Origin of the sequence: Paenibacillus sp. Soil766, assembly GCF_001428105.1 — a bacterium.
GTDB lineage: Bacteria > Bacillota > Bacilli > Paenibacillales > NBRC-103111 > Paenibacillus_E.
On record NZ_LMSJ01000008.1, the window covers coordinates 1 to 16,137 of the forward strand.

General features: G+C 45.3%; 15 protein-coding genes and 1 other annotated feature. Of the genes, 9 read left to right on the forward strand and 6 right to left on the reverse strand.

The features are described 5' to 3' along the window. Positions 1–381: 381 nt before the first annotated feature. Positions 382–1,347: a TIGR01212 family radical SAM protein gene (locus ASG89_RS06935; RefSeq protein WP_057309874.1), complete on the reverse strand. Its 966-nt coding sequence runs from the start codon at positions 1,345–1,347 to the stop codon at positions 382–384. A gap of 207 nt (positions 1,348–1,554) precedes the next feature. Between ASG89_RS06935 and ASG89_RS37490 the strand changes: the two genes are divergently transcribed. Next, entirely contained in the window at positions 1,555–2,196 is a 642-nt protein-coding gene (locus ASG89_RS37490) for a WGxxGxxG family protein (protein WP_057309875.1), read from the forward strand. Positions 2,197–2,344: 148 nt separating this feature from the next. Then, positions 2,345–3,109 carry a tRNA (guanosine(46)-N7)-methyltransferase TrmB gene (trmB, locus tag ASG89_RS06945; RefSeq protein WP_057309876.1) on the forward strand — a complete coding sequence of 255 codons (765 nt, stop codon included), beginning with the start codon at positions 2,345–2,347 and terminating at the stop codon, positions 3,107–3,109. Positions 3,110–3,170: 61 nt separating this feature from the next. On the opposite strand, the gene ASG89_RS06950 is transcribed toward trmB, so the two are convergent. Continuing rightward, positions 3,171–4,298, reverse strand: coding sequence for an MGDG synthase family glycosyltransferase (locus ASG89_RS06950; protein WP_057309877.1), 1,128 nt, complete (start codon positions 4,296–4,298; stop codon positions 3,171–3,173). A gap of 3 nt (positions 4,299–4,301) precedes the next feature. Continuing rightward, entirely contained in the window at positions 4,302–4,832 is a 531-nt protein-coding gene (locus tag ASG89_RS06955; RefSeq protein ID WP_057309878.1) for a phosphatase PAP2 family protein, read from the reverse strand. 652 nt (positions 4,833–5,484) lie between these two features. Here ASG89_RS06955 and ASG89_RS06960 point away from each other — a divergent pair. From ASG89_RS06960 to rplT, 4 genes are all read left to right on the forward strand, one after another. Further along, a complete protein-coding gene (locus ASG89_RS06960; protein ID WP_057309879.1) occupies positions 5,485–6,720 on the forward strand; it encodes a glycosyltransferase family 2 protein in 1,236 nt (411 codons plus the stop codon). Positions 6,721–6,749: 29 nt separating this feature from the next. Then, positions 6,750–6,893 (forward strand) — a sequence feature (ribosomal protein L20 leader region). A gap of 50 nt (positions 6,894–6,943) precedes the next feature. Next, positions 6,944–7,444, forward strand: a complete 501-nt coding sequence (gene infC, locus ASG89_RS06965) for a translation initiation factor IF-3 (protein WP_056609101.1) — start codon at positions 6,944–6,946, stop codon at positions 7,442–7,444. Positions 7,445–7,475: 31 nt separating this feature from the next. Next, positions 7,476–7,679 (forward strand): 50S ribosomal protein L35, encoded by a 204-nt coding sequence (gene rpmI, locus ASG89_RS06970; RefSeq protein WP_028553997.1) that lies wholly within the window; start codon positions 7,476–7,478, stop codon positions 7,677–7,679. Positions 7,680–7,735: 56 nt separating this feature from the next. Beyond that, entirely contained in the window at positions 7,736–8,095 is a 360-nt protein-coding gene (gene rplT, locus ASG89_RS06975; RefSeq protein ID WP_028553998.1) for a 50S ribosomal protein L20, read from the forward strand. Between the two features lie 79 nt (positions 8,096–8,174). On the opposite strand, the gene ASG89_RS06980 is transcribed toward rplT, so the two are convergent. Genes ASG89_RS06980 through ASG89_RS06990 form a run of 3 tightly spaced genes read right to left on the reverse strand, consistent with a single transcriptional unit; the run spans position 8,175 to position 12,101 of the window. Beyond that, positions 8,175–9,278, reverse strand: a complete 1,104-nt coding sequence (locus ASG89_RS06980) for a GerAB/ArcD/ProY family transporter (RefSeq protein WP_235549647.1) — start codon at positions 9,276–9,278, stop codon at positions 8,175–8,177. A gap of 36 nt (positions 9,279–9,314) precedes the next feature. After that, entirely contained in the window at positions 9,315–10,547 is a 1,233-nt protein-coding gene (locus tag ASG89_RS06985) for a Ger(x)C family spore germination protein (protein WP_057309880.1), read from the reverse strand. A 24-nt stretch (positions 10,548–10,571) separates the two neighbouring features. After that, positions 10,572–12,101, reverse strand: a complete 1,530-nt coding sequence (locus ASG89_RS06990) for a spore germination protein (RefSeq protein WP_057309881.1) — start codon at positions 12,099–12,101, stop codon at positions 10,572–10,574. A 520-nt stretch (positions 12,102–12,621) separates the two neighbouring features. Here ASG89_RS06990 and ilvB point away from each other — a divergent pair. The 3 genes from ilvB to ilvC all read left to right on the forward strand — a co-directional run bounded on the left by ilvB (position 12,622) and on the right by ilvC (position 15,984). Then, on the forward strand, positions 12,622–14,367 hold the full coding sequence (gene ilvB, locus ASG89_RS06995; RefSeq protein ID WP_057309882.1) for a biosynthetic-type acetolactate synthase large subunit: 1,746 nt from the start codon (positions 12,622–12,624) through the stop codon (positions 14,365–14,367). Continuing rightward, entirely contained in the window at positions 14,364–14,852 is a 489-nt protein-coding gene (gene ilvN, locus ASG89_RS07000) for an acetolactate synthase small subunit (RefSeq protein WP_056609108.1), read from the forward strand. The genes ilvB and ilvN overlap by 4 nt, the downstream gene beginning before the upstream one ends. Positions 14,853–14,991: 139 nt before the next feature. Further along, positions 14,992–15,984 carry a ketol-acid reductoisomerase gene (ilvC, locus tag ASG89_RS07005; RefSeq protein ID WP_057309883.1) on the forward strand — a complete coding sequence of 331 codons (993 nt, stop codon included), beginning with the start codon at positions 14,992–14,994 and terminating at the stop codon, positions 15,982–15,984. Positions 15,985–16,137: the final 153 nt, after the last annotated feature.

The following is a 16,137-nucleotide window of genomic DNA, read 5'->3' on the forward strand; positions in this document are numbered from 1 at the left end:
GTTGGCGGAATTCACTCATCTCGGACACCTCGTAATTTGGATAGGTCTATTATCTAACTCCCCAATTCGTTGTGTCCACTACTAAGTCTAAATTCATTAACGCCCCAAAAGGGCGTTAATGCTTGTGATCCAGCTCGTCGCAGCGAAAGTGCCACTGAATAAGACCCTTTTCGGGCCTTATACGCGTGATCGAGCGAGTGGAACGCGGCATTAACGCCCCAAAAGGGCGCTAAAGCTTATGATCGAGCTCGTCGCAGTGGAAGCGCCACTGAATAAGGCCCTTTTCGGGCCTTATTCGCGTGATCGAGCTCGCTCTATCGTAAATAGAGCACCCTGATTTCTCCTCCAGGATGCTCTTTCGGCATGCAGATATAGTCTAACTCATACTTGCTCAGCTTTCCCCGCCCAATACTTCCCTTGCCACGTATTCCGCTCAGTGAGCAATTTATCAAAAGCGTTCAACACTTCCCACTTCTTAAGACTCCACATCGGTCCGATCAGTAGATCTCGCGGAGCATCTCCGGTGAGTCGATGAACGATCATCTCTGGTGGTAAAATCTCCAAAGTATCCACGATTAGTTTGACGTACTCATCCTTCTCCAAGAACTGCAACAAACCAGCTTCATATTGTTTCACCATCGGTGTTTTGCGCATGAGATGAAGCAAATGAATCTTAATGCCTTGTACATCCATTTGAGCAACAGCTTTCCCTGTATCCAGCATCATCTCGTGGGTTTCTCCAGGTAAGCCATAAATAATGTGTGCACACACCCGAATATTATGTTTGCGCAGCTTAGCAACAGCATCCAAATAACATTGGGTATCGTGGGCGCGATTGATCAGTACGGAAGTGGATTCATGCACGGTTTGTAAACCCATTTCCACCCATAAATAGGTGCGCTGATTCAATTCAGCTAGATATTCAATGACATCATCTGGCAAGCAATCTGGCCGCGTGGCGATAGATAAGCCGACAACACCAGGCTGTTTCAAAATCTCTTCATAGTACTCCCGCAGCTCTTCAACGGGCGCATAGGTATTCGTGTAAGCCTGAAAATAGCCAATGTAATTGGCTTCCGGCCATTTTTGATGCTGCAGATCACGGATCTTGTTAAATTGTGTGACAAGATCGTCGCGGCGACTTCCAGCGAAATCTCCTGATCCACGTGCACTGCAGAAGGTACAGCCGCCAGTTGCAATCTTACCGTCCCGATTAGGACATGTGAAACCAGCATCTAACATGACTTTGAATACTTTACCGCCTAAATTCTCGCGCATTTCATAATTCCATGTATGGAAACGTTTATCGCCCCAAAGCTGAGGTGATTCCTGGATCATTGTAGACATAGGACATATCCTTTCTTTCAGTTACTTCTCTTTCCGCAAAATCCCGCCTTTGGAGGACTGTGTTGTCGTTTTGTTCAACCTATATTGTAGCGAAATTTGCGCATGAAAGCGACCCCTGCCTTTCCAACAAGTCCCCCGATAAAACCTCGCAACTACGAGCATGATAACTTTGCACCACAATTACGAGCTGAGAGGGGAATGGACTACATGAAAAAGTTTCGTACGATAACTTTGGCGGTAGCATTGACAACAGCTTTAAGTATGGGGGCATCAGGGGTTCAGGCAACGCAAATGGATACAGGAAATGCAGTCGGAACGGGATCACCAATTGGGACATTGGGGACAGGGACAACGGGGACTACGACTTCAACGGGCTACACAGGAAGCAATTATGATGCCACCTCACCGGGAATGGGGCTTGGGACGGGCGTCAGTTCACAGAACTTTAGTGGAAATGGAACGAACGGCATTTATAATGGGAATCTAACGACCCCAAACACGTATTCTGGCTATGGGACACCCGGGAGAGGCACTGGCGTTATGGACCATATGAATGGATATGGAACGAATCCTGTTGAAAAAGGGGCTAATGCGGTTGAGAGAGGTGTCCAACGCGGAGCCAATGCGATTGAGCGGGGTGTCGATCGCAGCGCAAACATGGTGGATAGAATGAGTACGAAAAGCCTTTCAACAACAACACCTAGCACTTATGGTACTAATTCTTATCGAGCTAATGCAACCACGGATAATGACAATGATATGGATTGGGGTTGGTTAGGTCTGGTAGGTTTATTGGGTTTAGCAGGTCTACGAAGTAATAATAAAAGAAGAGACGAAAGCTACAAATAAACAGCTTCTAAGAGCGAAGCACCTTCCATTTCGGAAGGTGTTTTCTTTTATTCTTCCATTCATCTACTAGAGGAAAGTTTTGATTTTTTTTATAGAATCGTCTATGATTTGTATTCGAAAGCATGTGCGTGTAGGAGGCAAATGAATAATGCGTTTACGGGGCAGAAAAGGTATCAGAGAAGATATAGAACGTCAAAAAGAACTCGTTGTACTAAACGCCAAGGATTATAAAGGCAAATGGTCCGAGTTGTTCGGAAACAATAACCCGATTCATGCCGAGCTGGGGATGGGGAAAGGGCGCTTTATTAGTGAAATGAGCAAGAAATATCCGGACATCAATTTCATTGGTGTGGATATGTATGATGAATTAATTCGCAAGGCAAGTGAGAAAGCTAAAGTTGCACATGAAATTACCGTGGAGAATGAAGAAGATGCGGTGCTTAACATTCCAAACTTAAGACTGATGCTATTCAATATCGAGCATATTGAAGAAGCATTTGCTGAAGGTGAGTTAGAGCGCGTATATTTGAACTTTAGTGACCCATGGCCGAAGAAAAAGCACGCGCGAAGACGTCTGACGCATCCAGGCTTTGTTGCCAAATATCAACAAATTCTGAACGCAAAGGGCGAAATTCATTTGAAAACTGATTCGCAATCCTTATTCGAATTCTCATTGAATTCATTTGCGGATATGGGTCTAAGAATGCGTAATATTTCGTTGAATCTTCATGTAGAAGGAATTCACCCGGATCATGTAATGACCGAATACGAAACGAAATTCGCAGGTCAAGGTATGAATATTCATCGCTGTGAAGTTGTAATCGGACAAGAAGCATTGTCTACACATCAAGAACAGCTGAAACAAGCTTCTGCTTCTGCCTTAGCCGCTGAATCGAAAGAATCAGCTGAATAAGCTTCCCAAACAAACAGACTTATCCATGTTGCCAATGCGCAGCAAAGATAGTCTGTTTTTTTCATCCTAACAACTGGAGAATGACTTCTGAACCATCACCCGTAGGCAGCTGGCTCTTCCTTTGTTGATTGGAAACACGTTTGGCCTGCACATCCGCATAGCGGCTAGCCAGCATGGACAACCAGTGAGAGATCGTATCCGCTGATTGGATTGATTCGCCGAAGCCAAGTTTAGTAAAATAATGCACGTTTTCTTCTTCTTGGCCTGGAAGGGGATCATAGAATAACATGGGAATCGATTTGGCCAGCCCTTCTGAACACGTCATTCCTCCTGGCTTCGTAACGAGCAGGTCGGAGACTTCCATCAACTTGCCGATCTCTTGCGTAAATCTGAGCAGGTGAATATGAGGGTGCTGATACCGCGGATCTGCTGCTAGTTTTGAAATGGCTTTGTGGTTATGCCCTAAGCAGAATATGAACTGAATTCGGTCTCTCCACGTTAGTAAATGCTCGCTCAATGAATCCCCGCCGATGAGGCCCCAACCACCGCCCATGACCAATACAGTAGGCAGCGCAGATAGTCCGAATTGTTGTCGAATCAGCGTTCGATCGTGTGCTTCCCGAAAGCTGGGATGCACAGGAATTCCTGTTATTTCGACATGGGCAGCCGCGATGCCATGTACGATGAGTTTATGCTTCACATCCTCGGAAGACACCATGTATTTATTCACTTCATGGCTGACCCACGTTCCATGAACATCGTAATCCGTGATAACCGTGCACAACGGGATGTGTAAACCAGCCCTTTTCAATCGAGACACAACGACGCTGGGAAAAGGATGCGTACATACGATGGCTTGTGGTGCCCAATGCCTGATCATAGCTGCCGTTTGCGCATAGAAAATGCGATGCAGGGCGAGCTGTGTCAACGGATTAAGCGATTTTTGGTATTGAGCACGGTATAAGCGACCATACAATTTAGGCTGCACAGCGATGGTTTTCTTATAAGCGCCTAGAATCCAGGGGGCCAGCGTGGGATGGAGGAAGGAGCCGAGCTCCACGACACGGGTTTCGATCGTAGCGCAGCGTTGCTCCAAACTACTGGCCAATGCGAATGCAGCTTGCGTATGGCCGGCACCGAAGCCTTCGGATAGGATGAGTACTCTTCTTTTTCGCGATACTTGTTCCATGAATTACCCCCAGAATGCGACTGTCACTATTGATGCCGTCGTTCCAATCAAGCAACCTACAACACAATCTGATGGATAATGAAGCCCCAAGTAAATCCGCGACAGACCAACAACTAATGCAAGCGGGATCAATGCGAGTCCTAGAACGGGTAGAGCATAAACGAAAGGTACGATAAATGAGAAAATAGCTGTGGTATGCCCAGAGGGGAAGGAGTGATCCGTCAGAGGGTTCTTATGTGTAATTGTTTGAGGATGGACAAGGTAGGGGCGAAGTCTAGGGTATCTCTTTTTCATAATGGCAACAGGAATATGGCTGATGGTTAAAGCAAGTAGTGCTTGAATTCCAGCTATACGCAGCGAGCCTTGCCCAAAACAGGCCATGCATAAAGAGATCATGATCGATGCCGTGGCACCGCCTAAATGTGTAATTTTCGTGAAAAATTGATCGAGAAAATGATGTTGGATTCGTTGATTGACGAAGTGGAATAGACGTGTTTCATGATCCTGAAGCCAATGGACAACTTTGCTGCTCATGAGTAACCGCCTCCTTCTAACTTAGAATTGCTCGCTATTTCTATTGTACGAAGGGTTTATTAGAGGGGGATTAACTGGATGATAAATATTCATAAATTCCATTTAATGTTGCACTAATCTGGCGTTAACATTGGTGTGGTAACATGGCAATTATCTCTTGTTAGTGTTGCCGAAAATTGGAACGGATATCCCGCCGCAGCTGAGGTTGGTATGTCCTAATTGTGAACGACGGACTGTTAACGACTTTGTTATGCGAATGTTGTAAGGTGGTTAGATCTATCCATTAACAGGGTATTTAAGCAAAAGTTGTCAGCCAATAGCTGAGTAATTTATAATAAGGACGTCACCACGTAGAAAAGGTAGTGTTCGTCTAAATGGTGAACTTTTGGTACACAATATATGAAAAACGATGAAAACAAGACATTTTCGACCCGATTTCAAGCGCATGCTCTATTCGGTGTGTGCGAACCTCCCAAATATCAAAGAACTGACGCTTTTTCGGAGTTTGCAGACTTTGACAAACAGGGGGAAAGAGAGGAAAATCAGAAACGATTGTTTCACCGTTAGACTTTTATCATGAATGACTGTACATAAACGCACTAGGCATACAAAAAGATAGCTGACGTGCACAAAAAAAGGGGGACTTTGCTTCATGCTAGACAAGATTATGCTTTCCGTTCAGGTTTTCTTAGCTTTGATCGGTGCGTATCAGTTGTTTTTAACGTTTTTTGGTTGGTATCGTCCCAAAAACAAGAAGATGTTTGCTCCACAGAAATCGTTTGCTGTATTGGTTGCCGCTCATAATGAGGAACAAGTCGTTGGGGCCCTGATTGAGAATTTGAAGACATTGGATTACCCGAAAGAGCTATTTGATATCTTCGTGATCTGTGACAACTGTACAGATAACACAGCTGACATCGCACGCCAACATGGTGTGTACGCCATGGAACGCCGGAACCCGAACCTCAGAGGCAAAGGCTACGCGATTGAATGGATGCTCAAAGAGCTATGGAAGCGTGAGCGTCAATACGACGGTGTTGTCATGTTCGATGCAGACAATCTGGTGAGTCCTGATTATTTGATCCACATGAACAACGATCTGTGTTCAGGCTCCCGCGTGATTCAAGCTTACCTGGATACCAAGAATCCGAATGACTCATGGATTACGGGTTCATTCGCAATCTCGTACTTCTATGCGAACCGTTTTGTCCAAACACCTAGATCGAACTTGGGACTTGCCAATTACCTTGGCGGTACGGGCATGTGTTTCGATTCTAATCTGCTCAAAGAAATTGGATGGCGAGCAACTAGCTTGGTTGAGGATCTTGAGTTCTCCATGAGATGTATTCAAATGGGGATCAAACCTACTTTCAACTACGATACACGGGTTTACGATGAGAAGCCGCTATCCTTCAACGCTTCTGCTAAGCAGCGTCTACGTTGGATGCAAGGTCACTTTGAAGTAGCCAAACGCTTCTTCTTCCCTCTGCTATGGCAAGGGATTAAAACAGGAAGCTGGATGAAAATTGACGCGGCGATCTATTCGGCGAATGTATACAATTTCTTCTTTGGTGCTATATTAACGGTTATGCTATGGATACAATCCATGACATCGCATGGGACGGCTGATTCAGCCTTAGTTCATGTCAACCCAGTGGTTATCAATTCACTCAGCTTGGCTATTTACGTGTTGCTTCCGATGTCTATGTTAATTGAGAAGGCTCATAAGAAGACGTACAAATATTTGTTGCTGTATCCGATTTTCATGCTGTCTTGGTGGCCAATCACGTTCTATGCGTTCTTCACGCAAAACAACAAACAATGGAGTCACACTGAGCATACGCGTGTCATTCGATTGGATGAAATGAAAAGTAAACAAGTGAGTTGACTTTTCTAGAATGAGATGATAATATGTTTCAAGTAAAGCAGAAGCGCCCGCTTCTCACCTGACTAACGAACGTTGGCTGGTTTGAATGAATCATCATGTACATTCAATAGGTTTGTTTTAAACCTGTTATTGATGAAGATGTGGGCCCACTGTGCCCGCATCTTTTTTATATTTGGAAGAGTTACATACTTTATGGAGGTGGAACACGATTAGCAAAGACCATATGATTAATGACGAGATTCGTGTGAAGGAAGTACGCCTTATTGGGGCGGATGGAGAACAACTTGGCATAACGCCAATTCGCGAAGCTCTTCAAATTGCACTTGACGCGAACCTTGATCTAGTAAACGTTGCACCGACGGCGAAGCCGCCTGTCTGCCGCATTATGGATTACGGCAAGTTCCGTTATGAAACGCAGAAGAAAGAAAAAGAAGCACGTAAGAATCAGAAAATTGTGGATATCAAAGAAATTCGCCTGAGTGCGACGATCGATGAACATGATTTCCAGACGAAGCTTCGCAACGCAGTTAAGTTTCTTGGTGAGGGCGATAAAGTCAAAGCTAGCGTTCGTTTCCGTGGTCGTGAAATTGCACACTCGGAGATTGGTCGCAAAGTGCTTGAGCGCCTTGCTACAGAAACTGCTGAAATCTCCTCGCAGGAGCGTGCTCCTAAGCTTGAGGGAAGAAGCATGATCATGATCTTAACGCCAAAAGCGACAACTTAGGCGAGTATACTAAATTAGGAGGAACAACAACATGCCGAAAATGAAAACACACAGCAGCCTGAAAGGCCGTTTCAAAATCACTGGCACAGGCAAAGTGATGAGATACAAACAAGGTAAGAACCACTTGCTTTCTGGTAAATCATCCAAGCAAAAACGCGTATTGTCCACGAACCCAACAATGGCTCCTGGCGATGTACGTCGTTTGCAACAACAACTGTCCCTTATCAAAGGTTAATTGTAACATAGCATAACATTCGAACATCATTTATATATCCCAGGAGGTAGTTCACAATGGCAAGAGTCAAGGGCGGATTTATTCGCGCTCACCGTCGTAAGAAAATTTTGAAATTAGCAAAAGGTTATTTCGGTTCCAAACACCGTTTATTTAAAACAGCTAAAGAGCAAGTAATGAAGTCATTGGTATATGCATACCGTGACCGTCGTCAAACAAAACGTAACTTCCGTAGACTTTGGATTACTCGTATCAATGCAGGCGCTCGCCAAAACGGCTTGAGCTACAGCAAATTGATGCACGGCCTTAAATTGGCTGGTATCGAAGTTAACCGTAAAATCTTGGCTGATCTAGCTGTGAATGATTCCAAAGCGTTCAACGATTTGGCTACAGCTGCAAAAGCGAAAGTAAACGCGTAAGCGATCCGATATGCCTAAGAGCTTGTCCCCACCAGGGGGCAGGCTCTTTTTTTATCTTAATGGAGAAATGCTGCAGAACTCAGATGTCTGAGGTGACCTGTGGGGCTGGGAGCTTCCGAAAGCGGATCACGATAAACATGAGTAGAGGAATGATCACCTGAAAAAGCGGGTAAAGCTTCACGCTAAACTTAAGCCCTAGCCAAACGTGTACCGAATAGTTGGGTTCAAGGAAAGAAGTGATGAAGATCAGGCAGCCTACAATGACTAGCCATGTACCTTTCCGGAGAGATGGGAAAATGTGCCCGAGTGCATACACAGCTCCCCAGAAGAAGGTCGTCATTTTGACGAATAAACCAAGAAAGAGCAATAAGGTAACGAGAACATCCAATCGCTCAAAAATTTCACCAACCTCGATCAATTGCACCGCTTGCAAGAATGGCAGTGTGCTGTTTGCAACAAGTGTTGTTCCAAGCACGGTTACGTTGATGATATTCATGAAGACCAAGAAAAGGGAAACCATGGTGTAAGCAATGAGACTAAGCCTCTTCACTTTATTTCGTTCAGGCAGCATATGCCATACCATGAAGAAGATGATGGTCTGCCCGAACGGGAAAGAGACCATATCAGGGAATGCGGCATGAAGGATGGGCTTGAAGCCATTTTCCAAAATGGGAAGTACATTATCGAAATGAATCAAATTGGCAAGGCTTATCAGAAAAATAAGGAGGCCATAGCTGATAGCGACGATAGGGAGCAGTGTTTCTGTCACCCGAAATAGGGTATCTACCCCCATCATGATCGCGTACGAGGCTAGCAATAGAATGATGAACATGGTGATGTATTTAGGTGTATTGTTCAGTAAGGTTAAATTGGAGATTTCTCCGAAATCACGGACGTTTCTCATGGACTCATAAGCAAAATAGATCGCAAAGAAAACCCCGAGGACACTGCCGGCGATTTTGCCAAAACAGATCCGAAGGAGTCCGACAATGTCCTGCTCAGGAGCCCGCCGTTGAATGGATACAAACATCAGCAATAAGAAGAATCCAGCTACTGCTGCAGCCAACATGGCAAGCCAAGAATCCTGCTTCGCACTGCTCCCTAACGCAAATAGCGGGGTGCTCCCGATTTCGAATAGGATAATCATGACGATAAGTTGATAGTTCGTAATACGTTCTTCCAAGACCCTCTACCTCATCCCACTGTGAGCTAGATCAGATCACTCACCTGTTTCTTTGGACATTTCCTTAAAAGCTTTACCGCTCATACCGATTCTTGTGATCTTCACTCTCACGTTAGTTGCTAATTCAAGTTTGGCGAAATGCGCTTCCCAATCGGGCTTAACCTTTTTCCAAATCTTAGGGTCGTGCTTATGTATCACATCCGCGAAATGGAAGACATCTAGATTGTTCTGAACAGCGACTTGAAACGCATTGGTCATGAGACGTGTGATTTCGGCACTTGCGATTCGTTCCATGGTATGCAAATCCTTGGGTTGCGTGGGGTCACTCGGACAGCCATTCTCATTCAGGGTACCTGATGTCTCCACATCAACATACATAACCAAATGGCCGTCGTCAGCGAAGATAGGCTTTAATTTGCTTTTGCTCTGATCGACGCGCAGTGCTGCTTTAATATCTTTGCTGTCTTCTGTGCAACCAAAGAACAAGGTCGTCTGCTGAATGGTATCGCGAATCCAACTGATGCCATATTCCTGTTCTGCTGTAAACCAGCCAGCTAATTTATCTTTTTTGAATACAGCCATTCTGCCAAGTTTAAGTTTATTGGTAAAGGATGTTTTCTTAAGTGTGGCAATTGTCGTATTCTCACCTTCACCAGAGATGACAATTTCGGGGACCAGTGTGAAGGGGGCGTCGCTCGTGATCCCCATCATCATTTGATAAATGGGAACCTGCTGAAAATTAGATCCATTCATAGCCTCGTTGTGAATCATATTTTTAATTGCGGCGCCTGGCAATTTTTCCAAAGGGACAATTTGTTCCAAAATGGTTCTTCCTTCACCGCTGGTGACCAGTAATACCACTGTCTCACGCGAATCTGAATTGCGTAGATACACGTCCAAGAGTTGGGAGATCCCTTCTTTGGCTGCTTTTTCCCCGATAACAATCACGCGATTATGAGCAAAAAAAAGAGACCTTGGCATTTCTAAGCTTGATTGCTGAACCGCCCCACGAATGGAACCACCACTCGTCGAGAACACCATAACAGGTGCCTGCTGGCCAGGGCTGCCCCCCGTATTGGGATTGGCGATGGATTGTGGGATAACAACCTGATACGAAATGGTCCAAACTTTTCCGTCCCAATCAACGGCGGTTGCTGAGGTAATGGCAAGCTGGTTCAATTCTTTACGATCCCAACAACCTGTTAACAGGAAACAGCACAAGCTGAGCGTTAGTAGCTGCAGCCATCCTCGCCTTACGTTCATTGTCATGTCGAATACCTCCTGCAAGAAGTCTCACGAACGATCTTTTCTAGGCGGAGATGGCTTGTCATAAGGTGCTTGTCTGATTAGGTTCCTTCGACTAAAAGGTCTCAAACTACCTAACCAATGGGGCACACGAATGAGCGCATCTTTCAGATTACTAACAACTAACGGGGCGACAGGTGTGAGATAAGGGATGCCGAAGGAACGTAGTGATGCCAAATGAATCAAGATGGCCATACAGCCCGTTAGAATACCGAACAAGCCGAAGGTACCTGCAAGGAGCATTAAGCCGAAGCGGATTAATCGGGCGGCAACGGCCATATTTAGAGCGGGTGTCACAAAATTTGAAATGGCTGTGAAGGAAACGATAATAACCATGGCTGCCGATACCAAACCAGCCTGAACAGAGGCTTGCCCTAACACAAGTGCCCCCACGATGGAGATGGCCGAACCGATAACACGAGGCATACGGACACCTGCTTCACGAAGCACCTCGAAAGTAATTTCCATAAGAAAGGCTTCGATGATCGCAGGGAAAGGCACACCTTCACGCTGTGCGGCTAATGAAATGAGTAAGGTTGTCGGCAGCATTTCCTGATGAAACGTTGTGATGGCAATATAGAGGGAAGGCAGCAGCATGGAGACGAAGAAGGACATATACCGAATGCCTCGGATGAATGTCGCGATATCAAAGCGTTGATAGTAATCTTCACTCGATTGCAAAAAACTGAAAAACGTAACAGGCGCCTGCAGGACAAAGGGGGTGCCGTCAACGATAATCGCAATCTGGCCTTCGAGAATACCTGCGGCTACGGCATCAGGGCGTTCTGAATTCATGATGGTAGGAAAGGGAGAATAGGTCACGTCCTCTAAGTATTCTTCCAGATAGCCGCTTTCCAAAATACTATCGGTATCGATTCGTTCCAATCGCTTCGTTGCTTCCTCAATCACTCTTTCCTCAGCGACACCCTCCAGATAAGTGATCACGACTTCCGTTTGTGTATAACGGCCAATCTTTAAGGAAATAAACTGAAGCTGAGGCGATTTTATTTTTCTCCGGATCAAAGAAATATTGGTTCGCAAATCCTCTGTGAAGCTTTCTTTGGGACCACGGACGACGGTTTGCGTCTGCGGTTCATCTATGGCCCTTTTATCCCAACCCGCAGTACCTGCGATGATAACTTCGTCATAGCCATCCGCAATAAGGATGGTATTTCCCCCTAGAAGGGCAGCGAGAACAGCGGTTCCTTCCGTACTCAAGTTTAGTTCGCTGAGCGTGATCGCCTGGCATAATAAATCGTGGAAGCAAATATCCTGCTGCCAATAGGAGGCATTCTCATGAGCGGTAAGGAGAGGCTTTGTGATGTGTTCATTCAAAATTTCCGTTTGGACAAGTCCATCGATGTAAAATAAAGCCACACTATTCGTTTCCGGATATACGCCAATTTCTAATTGCCGATAGCACACATCTGAACTTTTGCCTAATTGATCTTGAAGCCATTTGACATTGTCTTGCAGGGATGTGGTCAGGGGGAAAGGGGCTTGCAGAGACGTATTCATTGTAGGCCCCCTCAGATCATTCCATAGAATTGGTATTATCTTCTCTCACTTTCCATCGTTTTATTCGATCTACCTATTGACTATTGGCTTTCAGATGCATATAATAATCTTTAATCATATTTGATATGGTGAAGCATACGAATGAATCGCTATGAAGAGGAAGAAGTAATAAGGGCACTTATGCGCAGAGAGCGTTGGACTTGCTGAAACCATCGCCTTAATCCCTTAGATACGAAGTCACCTCGGAGCTGTTTTCCTGAAACTTGTGGATGACCCGCACGTAGTAGGGAGAACCGGAAGAGCACACGTTATCGTGCTGAGGGTAATGTTCGTTCTTGAACATTCCTGCTAAGGTTATGTGCTGTGAGGCATATAGCAAATTTGGGTGGTACCACGGAAGCTTAAACCCCTTTCGTCCCGTTGAACACGTTTTGTGCGTGTCCGGGATGATAGGGGTTTTTCTTATTTTCATGGCATGGTAGACGATGACACGAATTGACTTTTCGAGAGGAGGATCACAATGAATGTTCAAACTGAACCAAAACGCTCTAAAGAAGAACTAATTGAGAAGCTGACGCAACCAGACCTGATTACAGGCTCCGAGATTTTGCTAAGAAGCTTATTGCTGGAGGGTGTGGACTGCGTCTTTGGATATCCAGGCGGCGCTGTATTATACATCTATGATGCGATGCATGGTTTTGATGATTTCAATCACTTGTTGACTAGACATGAGCAAGGCGCGATTCACGCAGCTGACGGCTACGCTCGTTCAACTGGCAAAGTTGGCGTATGTATCGCAACTTCCGGACCGGGGGCTACGAATCTAGTCACAGGTATTGCTACAGCATATATGGATTCTGTTCCTCTAGTGGTTATTACAGGTAACGTTGCAACGAACTTCATCGGTACGGATGCTTTCCAAGAGGCTGATATTACAGGTATTACAATGCCGATTACGAAGCACAGCTATTTGGTAAGAGACGTTAATGACCTGCCGCGTATCATTCACGAAGCATTCCATATTGCGAACTCAGGACGTAAGGGCCCGGTTCTCATTGACATACCAAAGGATGTCTCCGCTCATAAAACGATATTTAAACCCGCAAAGGATGTAAGCATTCGTGGTTACAACCCTACGGTACAACCGAATAAGCTGCAAGTTGATAAGCTGATCAAAGCCATCGAAGAGGCTGAGCGTCCAGTAATCATTGCAGGAGGCGGCGTTGTTTATGCGGATGCTTCCAATGAATTGATCGAATTTGTTAATAAAACACAGATCCCTGTAGCCACGACTTTGCTTGGCTTAAGCGGCTTCCCAAGTGCACACGAGCTATGGCTCGGTATGCCAGGGATGCACGGAACGTTTACAGCGAATACAGCGATTCAGAATGCAGATCTATTGATTTCTATCGGTTCCCGTTTTGATGATCGGGTGACGATGAATTTGAATGGTTTTGCTCCAAAGGTAAAAGTAATCGCTCATATCGACGTAGATCCAGCTGAAATCGGCAAGAACGTGAAGACGGATATCCCATGTGTTGGTGATGTGAAGGCCGTTCTGGAGTATGCGAATACGAAAGCGAAGCCTGCGAATAACGCAGCATGGATCGCTGAGCTGCAAGAAAGCAAAGAGAAGTTCCCACTCAAATACGGTGAAACAGAGACTGAGCTTAAGCCGCAATATGTTGTTGAAATGATTAGCGAAACAACCAAAGGTGAAGCAATCATTACGACAGACGTTGGTCAGCATCAAATGTGGGCCGCGCAGTTCTATAAATTCAAAAACCCACGCTCCCTAGTAACATCAGGTGGACTAGGAACGATGGGCTTCGGATTCCCATCCGCGATCGGCGCTCAAATGGGGAACCCAGATAAACTGGTTGTTTCCATCAATGGAGACGGCGGCGTTCAGATGTGTGCGCAAGAGCTTGCAATCTGTGCGATCAACAACATTCCGGTTAAAGTTGTTATTATCAACAACCAAGTACTTGGGATGGTTCGCCAGTGGCAAGAAATTATTTATGAGAATCGCTATAGTCACATTGACTTGGCAGGAAGCCCTGACTTCGTGAAGCTTGCAGAAGCTTACGGCGTAAAAGGCTTGCGCGCAACGACGAAGGAAGAAGCAAGAAGAGTATGGCAGGAAGCCCTCGATACACCGGGGCCTGTCGTTATTGATTTCGTCGTACCGAAGGGCGAGAACGTATTCCCAATGGTTAAAGCCGGCGATACAATTAGTGACATGTTAATGGGGGATTCGGAATGACAACTAAACATACAGTTTCCGTACTCGTAAACAATCAGCCTGGTGTCCTGCAACGTGTATCTGGTTTGTTCGGACGCCGCGGCTTTAACATTGAAAGCATCACCGTAGGAGAGTCCGAGGAAAACGGACTTTCCCGGATGGTTATCGTAACCACGGGTGATGATAACACATTGGAGCAAATCTCCAAGCAATTGTACAAGTTGATCGACGTTATCAAGGTTGTGGACTTGAGCTCCAACCCTATGGTAGCTAGAGAACTCGCACTTATTAAAGTAAATGCTGAACCGATTATGCGTCCTGAAATTCTAGGGATTGTTGAAACGTTCCGCGCAGCAGTTGTCGATATCGGTCCAGCTTCATTGATCGTGCAAGTTGTCGGAGATTCAGATAAAATAGATGCTATGGTCGAATTGCTTCGTCCTTATGGCATTCGTGAGCTTTCCCGTACGGGCGTTACTGCGATGATTCGCGGTTCGGTTAAATAAAGAAAGAAACACCTAGTTTCAATGAGAAGTAAGCTCTCTTTGAGTGGGTGTTTCAGCGAAGTACCACGGTAAATCGTTGAAACACCCACTCAAGGGGTAGACAAAACGGATTCATTATATCAAAGGAGGATTTATTCGAATGGCAGTTACTACTTACTATGAAAAAGATGCAGACTTAGCAGTACTTAAAGGTAAAACGATTGCGGTTGTTGGTTATGGTTCCCAAGGACACGCACAAGCACAAAACTTGCGTGACAGCGGGTTGAACGTTATTATCGGACTTCGTGAAGGCCGTTCATGGAACGCAGCTAAAAACGATGGTTTCGAAGTTGTATCTGTAGAAGAAGCAGCACAACGCGCTGATGTTATCCAAATTCTAATGCCGGATGAAACACAAGCTCGCGTTTACCGTGAGTCCATTCAACCGAACATGAAAAAAGGTTCAGCGATCATGTTCTCCCACGGATTTAACATCCATTTCGGACAAATCGTTGCTCCTGAAGGTACAGATGTATTCTTGGTAGCTCCTAAATCCCCTGGTCACATGGTACGTCGTACGTACGTTGAAGGCTTTGGTGTACCTGGTCTAATCGCAATCGAAAAAGATGCGACTGGCAATGCAAAAGCAATCGGTCTTGCTTATGCAAAAGGTATCGGCTGTACACGTGCAGGCGTTATCGAAACTACTTTCAAAGAAGAAACAGAAACAGACTTGTTCGGTGAGCAAGCAGTTCTTTGTGGCGGTGCTTCTGAGCTAGTTAAAGCTGGTTTCGAAACATTGGTTGAAGCTGGCTATGCACCTGAAATGGCTTACTTCGAGTGTCTACACGAATTGAAATTGATCGTTGATATGATGTACGAAGGTGGACTTGCTTCCATGCGTAGTTCCATCTCCAACACAGCTGAGTACGGTGACTATGTAACGGGTCCTCGTATCATCACAGCTGAAACGAAAAAAGCAATGAAAGAAGTTCTTTCCGATATTCAACAAGGTAAATTCGCTCGCGATTTCATCTTGGAAAACCAATCCAACTTCGCATTCATGAACGCTACGCGTCGTAACGAAGCACAACATCCGATCGAAGTTGTTGGCGGACAATTGCGTGAAATGATGCACTGGATCAAAAAATAGTCACTCGGCATTATTGAATTTTATAGCTGTACATTCCACAGGGAGTGATTGAGGAGAATTTCCCAATTGCTCCCTGTGAATACTATACAGACTTAGAAAAAATAGCAGAGCAAATGCTTACGAAGCAAGTTTTCTATCGGAAACTTTTAGGAG